The organism is Kitasatospora sp. NPDC093102, assembly GCF_040683915.1.
Taxonomy (GTDB): Bacteria; Actinomycetota; Actinomycetes; order Streptomycetales; family Streptomycetaceae; genus Kitasatospora.
In genome coordinates this window covers 357056-364599 of sequence record NZ_JBFBFA010000004.1, presented here as the reverse complement: position 1 = coordinate 364599, position 7544 = coordinate 357056, and the positions used below count along the sequence as shown (strand labels likewise).

The 7544-nt window shown below is 70.1% G+C and carries 8 protein-coding genes; 6 read left to right on the top strand and 2 right to left on the bottom strand.

Translation table 11 applies throughout. The features are described from left to right. Positions 1-378 precede the first annotated feature (378 nt). On the top strand, positions 379-723 hold the full coding sequence (locus tag AB0O11_RS09290; protein WP_363383547.1) for a hypothetical protein: 345 nt from the start codon (positions 379-381) through the stop codon (positions 721-723). 49 nt (positions 724-772) lie between these two features. Here the strand turns inward: AB0O11_RS09290 and AB0O11_RS09285 are convergent, their stop codons facing one another. Continuing rightward, positions 773-952 carry a DUF397 domain-containing protein gene (locus tag AB0O11_RS09285; protein ID WP_363383546.1) on the bottom strand — a complete coding sequence of 60 codons (180 nt, stop codon included), beginning with the start codon at positions 950-952 and terminating at the stop codon, positions 773-775. A 72-nt stretch (positions 953-1024) separates the two neighbouring features. Between AB0O11_RS09285 and AB0O11_RS09280 the strand changes: the two genes are divergently transcribed. Further along, positions 1025-1759: a hypothetical protein gene (locus AB0O11_RS09280; RefSeq protein ID WP_363383545.1), complete on the top strand. Its 735-nt coding sequence runs from the start codon at positions 1025-1027 to the stop codon at positions 1757-1759. A 56-nt stretch (positions 1760-1815) separates the two neighbouring features. Beyond that, the gene (locus AB0O11_RS09275; protein ID WP_363383544.1) at positions 1816-3054 is read left to right on the top strand and encodes a radical SAM protein; all 1239 of its coding nucleotides are present in this window, start codon (positions 1816-1818) and stop codon (positions 3052-3054) included. Between the two features lie 170 nt (positions 3055-3224). Here the strand turns inward: AB0O11_RS09275 and AB0O11_RS09270 are convergent, their stop codons facing one another. Next, positions 3225-3800 (bottom strand): hypothetical protein, encoded by a 576-nt coding sequence (locus AB0O11_RS09270; RefSeq protein WP_363383542.1) that lies wholly within the window; start codon positions 3798-3800, stop codon positions 3225-3227. A gap of 537 nt (positions 3801-4337) precedes the next feature. On the opposite strand from AB0O11_RS09270, the gene AB0O11_RS09265 reads away from it, so the two are divergent. From AB0O11_RS09265 to AB0O11_RS09255, 3 genes are read left to right on the top strand one after another with little or no spacing between them, the layout of a single operon-like run. Further along, entirely contained in the window at positions 4338-5684 is a 1347-nt protein-coding gene (locus AB0O11_RS09265; protein ID WP_363383540.1) for a sugar ABC transporter substrate-binding protein, read from the top strand. Then, positions 5681-6601: a sugar ABC transporter permease gene (locus AB0O11_RS09260; RefSeq protein WP_363383538.1), complete on the top strand. Its 921-nt coding sequence runs from the start codon at positions 5681-5683 to the stop codon at positions 6599-6601. Before AB0O11_RS09265 ends, AB0O11_RS09260 begins: the two co-directional genes overlap by 4 nt. Next, a complete protein-coding gene (locus AB0O11_RS09255; protein ID WP_363383537.1) occupies positions 6598-7542 on the top strand; it encodes a carbohydrate ABC transporter permease in 945 nt (314 codons plus the stop codon). The genes AB0O11_RS09260 and AB0O11_RS09255 overlap by 4 nt, the downstream gene beginning before the upstream one ends. Positions 7543-7544 lie beyond the last annotated feature (2 nt).

Sequence of the window (7544 nt, the reverse complement as noted above, 5' to 3'; positions counted from 1 at the left end):
TGCCTGAAACTGCTCCTTCTGGTCCGGTGCATCGCCGTTCCCCTGACGTGTGCTCCGAAGGCGTCCGTCCTTCGGCCGGCGCTTCGATGCCTTTGGGCCGGGACGAAGTTGTGAACATTCGACTGACGTTCTGTCATACAAGAGCGTTACATTCTGTCCATGATTCGAATGACTCGTGTGTACTCCGCTGCGATCGTCGGCATCTCTGCCCTCCTGCTCACGGCTTGCGGATCCTCCTCCCCTTCACCCTCGTCCGCGAAGCCCGCCGCACCGGACACCGCCGCCGCTTCGGCGCCGGCCGACGGGCCGAAGTCGACGGCCCCCCCGAAGGCGGCCGGCGGATCGGGGGGCGCTGCTCCCGCCGGCGCCGCCAACTCCATGACCATCGCCGGCACCGACGGGGCCACCTACCAGTTCGAGGCGGGCGCCTGCCTGGGGAACAAGTCCCCGTCCGGCAGGCTGGTCCTGACCGCGGAGGGCACCGGATCCGCGAAGGCGGGCCTGATCGTCACGTTCGACGGTGACGGGAAAGCGAACGTGCTGCTGACCGCCGGTGAGGATGCGACCGCCGTCGTGTGGAGCGCAGAGACCCCGGTCGGTGCGACGGCCAGCCGCACCCTGGACACCATCAAGATCGTCGACATGCCGATCAGCCAGCTGACGGGTGTCAAGGGAACGGCCAACGGCTTCCTGAAGTGCGAGAACACCGACGGGCTGCTCTGAACAAGGCTGTGCGAGAAGTCGAGTGGGCCGACTTCCCGCGCAGGTGCGTTCAGGCGTCGGGGAGTTCGCCGGCCTTGAGCGCGGTGATGAAGGCCGTCCGTGCGTCGGGGGAGAAGGCGAGTGCCGGGCCGTTCGTGTCCTTCGAGTCCCGGACGGCCATGCCGCTGTTGACGGTGAATTCGGTCCCTGCGCAGCCGTTCGCCTGCGCGTCTGAATGCGAACTCTCCACGATGTAACCGGACTTGGAAGAGAGGGCGAAGGGTCTCACCTTCGCCGCCACCGCCGACACCCGAGGAGCTACGTGAGACCCGAAGACGTCCCCCTGCTGTTCCAGGAGCTGGCCCGCGAGTTCGCCGACGTGACCGGCATGTCGGTGGCGGCGACCGGCTCGCTGGCCCGTGGAGACCATCGCACGGGGGCGAGCGGCGACATCGTCTCCAATCTCGACCTGGTCCACGTCGTGGCCGAGGACGCGGACGTGCCGGAAGTCCGTGCCGTGGTGGGACGGAAGATGCGGCGGATCTCCGACACCTTCCGGATCGAGACGACGTCCGTCATCGCCAGGCTCCCGGCGTTCCGGCAGGCCGGCCACGCCCACTACCGGATCAGCATGCGGCCCGAGTGGTTCTGCGACGGCCTCGGGCTCGGATCGGACGCCTTCTCCTGTCCCGGCCACGACGAGGACGACCCGCGCACGGCGTTGGCCTGGATGATGCAGCCCGTCCCGTACTACCTGGCGAAGGCGACGGTCCTGGACCCGACGACCAACCTCGCCAAGGCCCGCAGGGCCGCGATGCGGCTGGCCGACCGGTTCGACCTGGCACAGATACGCGACGACCTCGACAACCTCCCGCGCGCGCTGCGCACCCTGATCGCCGAACGCGGCGTCACCCCGCTCGAATCCACCGCCCGCTACCTCGACGCCCCCACGCACCCCGCCATCGCGCAGCTCGTCCGCGACGCGGTCTTCGTCGAGGGCATGGGGCTGTCGTCCGCCGACTCGATGGTCATCCTGCTTCCGTCCGTGCCGAACTGACCGACACCCCCGAACTGACCGACACCCCCGAACCGACCGACCCTGGAGAGCAACCCATGTCCACCCGGCGGCACGTGGAGATCCTGCCCCCGCACCCGTTGCGGGCCGGCTACGACAGGTCCTTGGAGCGCGGGTCGACGGCCGACGACTTCCAACGGCGCCTGGAGCCGGCCAACTTCAACCCGGTCTATCTCGGTGCCCTGACCAAGCGGGTCGAACAGGCCCTGCGGGAGGACCCTGCGGACGAGACCATGCGGTGGCGCCTGGCGTTCCTGCTGCTCCAGAACAACGCCACCGCGGCCGCCGTCGAACGGGCCGGGGAACTGCTCACGGGCGCCACCCTCCCGCAGGCCCGGCGCCTGGCGCACCTCGTGGCCGGGATCCGCAGCCGGGCCGACCGGTCGCGCGCCGGCCGCCGGGTCAGGCGGGTCAACTGGTCGATCAACAACCGTTGCCCGATGTCCTGCCAGGGCTGCTACAACCCGTTCGCCGCGGAGCAGATCGACCTCGCCCAGGCCCGGCGGATCGTCGGGAAGCTGGCCGCGCACGGTACCAGCGACCTGGTCCTGGCCGGCGGCGACCCGTTGCTCTGGCCGCCGATCTTCGACGTGGTCGACGACGCCGTCGCCAGTGGCCTCAAGGTCGGCCTGGACACCACCGGCTACACGCTCACCGCCGAGAAGCTCGCCCGGCTGCGGGGGCTGTCCTCGCTGCGGCTGCCGCTGGACGCCGTCACCGCGGACGTGCAGCGCGCCTTCCGCCGCAGCCCGGACACCGGCCTCCTCCGAGCGCTCCTGGACTCCCTCGCCCTGTGCGACGCCGAGGGCTTCGACCGGGTGCGGGTGCACACCGTGGCGAGCGCCGAGAACCTCCACCAACTGCCCGCACTCGCCGCCGAGATCATGTCCCACCCCTCGGTCGCCCAGTGGGTGGTCTTCCAGTGGTGGGGCCGACGGGCGTCGCCGGCCACGGTCCGCAGGCTCGGGGTGGCGGTGGAGGACGTCCGCGCGGTCGTGGAGGGGATCCGGCGCGACCACCCCGGCCGGGAGATCCACCTCGCGGAGAGCAGCGAGCGGGAGCTGCTGAACTGGATGATCCAGTCGAGCGGGCAGGTCGTCACCTTCGGGTCGGGCGCGGAGGAGGAGTTCATCCTGGGCAACCTGCTGACCGACGAGGTCGAGGAGATCCTGACCCATCCGATCCTGGACTTCGAGGCGATGTCCCGCGGGATCCCGGTCACCCCGGGGACGGTCTTCCCCCGTGCCGACGGGGTTGCCCTCCCGGCGGAGGACTGAACCCGTTCCTTCGCTCTCCTCCGGCGGCGCCCGACCGGCGGTGCGGCGGTGCGTCGGTGCGTCGGTGCGACGGTGCGTGGAAGGCCGTGACGCGCGACGGCGGGCCCCCGGAACAGGTGCGCCGCCGGCAGGCACCACGTGCTGTGCGGTGCCTGCCGGCGGCGATCGGATCAGGCGGCGAGCAGGTACCAGCCCCCGAGGCCGCTGCACATGCTCGCGTTGTAGGCGCCGGCGCGGAAGCCGGCCGGAACGGGCTGGTAGGGGCACATGTACTCGCCGACGCGGGCCAGTTGCTGGAACCACGAGCCGATGTTGCCGCAGCCGGAGTTCATGTGGCCGGTGAGCACGTAGCCGGGCGGGATCGGCGAACCCGCACAGGTGTACTGGCCGTCGCGGGGCAGCTCCAGGAACCAGTAGTCGATGCCGCTGCAGCCGGTGGCGTTGTGGAGGGTGATCACGTAGCCGGGCGGAATCGGCGAGGTGGCACAGGTCCAGATGCCGTTCTTCACGGGCTGGATGTACCAGGCGCCGGCGTTGTTGCACCCGCTCGGCTGGCGCTGGGTGATCACATAGCCGTCAGGTATGGGCGTACCGGGACAGACCCACCCGGGCGACGCCTGGACGGCGGCGACCGGTGCCGGACCCGCCGCCGCACCGGCCGTGCCGGCGGCTGCGCCGGTGAGGACGGCCACCAGCAGGGTGACCACCCCCGCCGCGGCGGCGAGCCGTCCCCGGACTGCCGTCATCCATGAACGACCGAGCACATGGCGATACTTGATGTTCACTTCTCACCGGTCCAATCGACAGGTCCGCGAAGCGCCGCGCGAGGGCCGTGCGGCGCCGTGCTGCGGAGCTGGACCGACCCTAGTCGGACAAACGGCGGACCGGTCGGTGCTGGAGATATACATGACAAACCTGGCCGGAAACCGATACGGGATCCACCAGTCACCGTCCGTCCCCGTGGGAGGGTGCGAGGACGGACCGTCAGGACCGGCTCGTCGACCGGTCTGCCGACGGGCCCCGCGCCGGTCCGGCCGGCGAGGTCGAGCCGCCGGCTGATAACAGAACGGTTGCGGAGCCCGCCCTTCCCGCGCTCGGGGCTTGACGGCACGGGGAGGGCGGGCGTTTGCTGTGTCCGCTCGTTGGAACCTGTTTGGTTCTGGTCTGTTTTGTGTGTTTGAACGTTCAAAAAAAGTCGAGCACCCCCGCAGCCCCCGCCATCCCCTTCGTTTCACCCCCTTCGCATCACAGCCTTCCGGCGCCACCCCACCGAGAGGAATGCAATGTCACACCTTTCCCGTCGCGACCTTCTCCGCGCATCCGGAGCCGGCCTGCTGGCCGTCGCCGCCGGCGGCACCCTCGCGGCCTGCGGCGGCGGCTCCGGCTCGGGAGGCGCCTCCGGTGGGGACGCCGACACCGGCACGATCACCGTCTGGTCCTGGGCCACCGCCGCCGACGCCCTGCGCGGGATCGTCCCGGCCTTCGAGAAGGACAACCCGGGGATCAAGGTCGACGTCCAGGACATCGGCGAGCCCGCCATCTGGGACAAGATCACCGTCGGGATGGCGGCCGGCGGCCAGGGCCTCGGCGACGTCCTGCACATCGGCTGTGACTACCTGCCCGGCTACATGGAGAAGTTCCCCGGTGGCCTGGCCGACCTCTCCTCGTTCGGTGCCGACGCACACAAGGACAAGTTCGCGAAGGGGCTGTGGCCGGTCGTCTCCGGCAAGGACGGCCACGCGTACGCGCTGCCCTGGGAGGTCAACCCGCTCGGCTTCTTCTACCGCAAGGACTACTTCGACAAGGCGGGCATCGACCCTGAGTCCCTCGCCACCTGGGACGACCTGCTGGCCGTCGCCGACCGCTTCAAGGCCGCCAACCCCGGCATCGCCCTGATCGGCCTCAACAGGGCCGCGAACCCCACCCCCGACCTGGACTTCCTCCAGTCCCTGATGCAGCTCCAGGGCGCCTTCTACTTCGACCTCCAGGGCAAGATCACCATCGGCTCGGAGCCGGCCGTCCGCGCCCTGACCATCGTCAAGCGGCTGGACGAGGCCGGGCTGATCGGCGACACCCCCGGTGTCCAGAGCTGGCCGCCCGTGATGAAGACCGGCAAGCTCGCGGTGGCCGCGATGCCCGCCTGGGTCGCGCACTACCTGGAGAAGAAGTTCCCCGACCAGAGCGGCAACTGGCGGCTCACCAAGCCCCCGGCGGTCACCCCCGGCGGCAAGCGCACCGCCCTGGTCAACTCCACCCACCTGGCCGTCGCCTCCTCCAGCCCGCGCCGCCGCGCCGCCTGGAAGTTCGTCGAGTACGCCGTCACCCGCCCCGCCTCGGTGAACGCCATGTTCAACGCGGGCGGCGTCTTCCCGGCCCTCACCGAGGCCTACACCGACCCGCTGTACGCCGCGCCGAGCGCCTACTACGGCGGCCAGCCGGTGCTCAAGACCTTCGCCGACCTCGCCACCGACGGCGGCGACCCCACCAACTACTCCGGCGACTACGCCCGCGCCCTCAAGCTCGTCAGCGACGCCCAGGTCAAGGTCCTCCTCAAGGGCGCCGACCCGGCCGCGGTCCTCCAGGACGCCGCCAAGCAGCTCGCCCAGCAGACCGGGCGCGGGATCGCATGAGTGCCGCCAGCCCGCCCGCCGCCTCCGCGAGAGCATCCGCAGGCCTCCGCTGGGCCCGCCGGCGCCGCGCCGCTGTGCCGTACCTGCTGCTCGCCCCCGCCCTGATCACCTTCGGCGTGTTCAAGGCCTACCCGATCATCGACTCGCTGCTGCTGTCCTTCACCACCGGCTCCGGCTCCGCGACCCACAACGCCGGCATCGCCAACTACCAGCGCCTGCTGGACGACCCGCTGTTCTGGACGGCCCTGCGCAACACCGGCGAGATCCTCGTCGTGCAGGTCCCGCTGATGCTCGGACTGGCCCTGCTGATGGCCGTCGGCATCAACTCCGTGCTGGTGCGCTGGCGTACGGTGTGGCGGCTCGGCGTCTTCATGCCCTCGGTCACCGGCCTCGTCGCCACCGGCGTGATGTTCGCCTACCTGCTCAAGGGCGACGACGGCGCGGTCAACTGGCTGCTGAACGCCGTCGGACTGCCCTCCGTCGACTGGCTGGGCCAGCCCGTCTGGGCCCGGATGGCCGTCGTCCTGGTGCTCACCTGGCACTACACCGGCTACAACGCCGTCATCTACCTCGCCGGACTCCAGTCGATCCCGAGGGAGTTGTACGAGGCCGCGATGGTCGACGGCGCCGGCCCGATCCGCCGCTTCACCTCCATCACCGTCCCCGCGCTGCGCCCGGTGCTGCTGTTCACGGTCGTGCTCTCGACCATCGGCACGCTCCAGCTCTTCGACGAGCCGTACGTGCTGACCGGCGGCGGGCCGGACAACGCCACCCTGACCGTCTCCATGTACCTGTACCAGAACGGCTTCCGGTACTTCGACTTCGGCTACGCCTCCGCCATCGCCTACGCGCTCACCCTGCTCGTGTCGGTGCTCGGCGCCGTCCAGATGCGCCTGATGGGAGAGCGCGAGAAGTGACCTCCAAGACCGTGACCTCCGAAACCGTGACCTCCCGGAGCGCGCCCCTCAAGAAGAACGCGCCCCGCAGGAGGAGCGCGACCCTCAAGAAGAACGCGCCCCGCAGGAGGAGCGCGACCCTCAAGAAGCTGCGTGGCTGGCCGCTGACCTTCCTCCTCGCCGGCATCACCGGGCTGTCGATCGCCCCCTTCTACTGGCTGGTGGTCTCCTCCACCCGCAAGGACACCGAGGTGTTCGACTGGCCGCCGAAGCTGCTGCCCGGCGGAGCCCTCGGCGAGAACCTGAGCCATCTGGAGCAGAAGATCGGTCTGCTCCGGGTGCTCGGAAACTCCCTGCTGGTGGCCGGAGTCCAGACGCTGGGTGCCCTCGTCGTGGCGCTGCTCGCGGGCTACGCCTTCGCCAAGTTCCGCTTCCGCGGCCGCACCCTGCTCTTCGCCCTGCTGCTCTCCACCCTCGTGGTGCCCGAACAGGTCCTGCTGGTACCGCTGTTCAAGATGATGACGGACTTCGGCCTGCTGGACACCTACCAGGCGCTGATCCTGCCCGGCCTGTGCGTGCCCTTCGCCATCTTCCTGATGCGGCAGTCGCTGAGCAGCCTGCCGGACGAACTCCTGGACGCCGCCCGGGTCGACGGCGCGGGCGAACTGCGGGTGCTGTTCAGCGTGGTGGTGCCGGTCATGCGGCCGGTGCTGGCGGCGCTGTCGATCTTCCTCTTCCTGGGCTCCTGGAACCAGTTCGTCTGGCCGCTGATCGCCCTGCGCAGCCCCGAGATGCACACCCTGCCGGTCGCCCTGGCGACGCTGCACGGCAACAAGTCCAACACCGACTACGGCGCGATCCTCTCCGGCACCGCGCTGTCCACCCTGCCGATGATGGTCCTCTTCCTGGTCCTCCAGCGGCAGTTCATCTCCGGCCTGCTGGCCGGTGCCACGAAGGGCTGAGC

Excerpts from the sequence above, each read along its gene's own strand:
- AB0O11_RS09260 (WP_363383538.1), top strand. The coding sequence starts at position 5,681 with ATGAGTGCCGCCAGCCCGCCCGCCGCCTCCGCGAGAGCATCCGCAGGC.
- AB0O11_RS09265 (WP_363383540.1), top strand. The coding sequence starts at position 4,338 with ATGTCACACCTTTCCCGTCGCGACCTTCTCCGCGCATCCGGAGCCGGC.
- AB0O11_RS09290 (WP_363383547.1), top strand. The coding sequence starts at position 379 with ATGACCATCGCCGGCACCGACGGGGCCACCTACCAGTTCGAGGCGGGC.
- AB0O11_RS09275 (WP_363383544.1), top strand. The coding sequence starts at position 1,816 with ATGTCCACCCGGCGGCACGTGGAGATCCTGCCCCCGCACCCGTTGCGG.
- AB0O11_RS09270 (WP_363383542.1), bottom strand. The coding sequence starts at position 3,800 with ATGACGGCAGTCCGGGGACGGCTCGCCGCCGCGGCGGGGGTGGTCACC.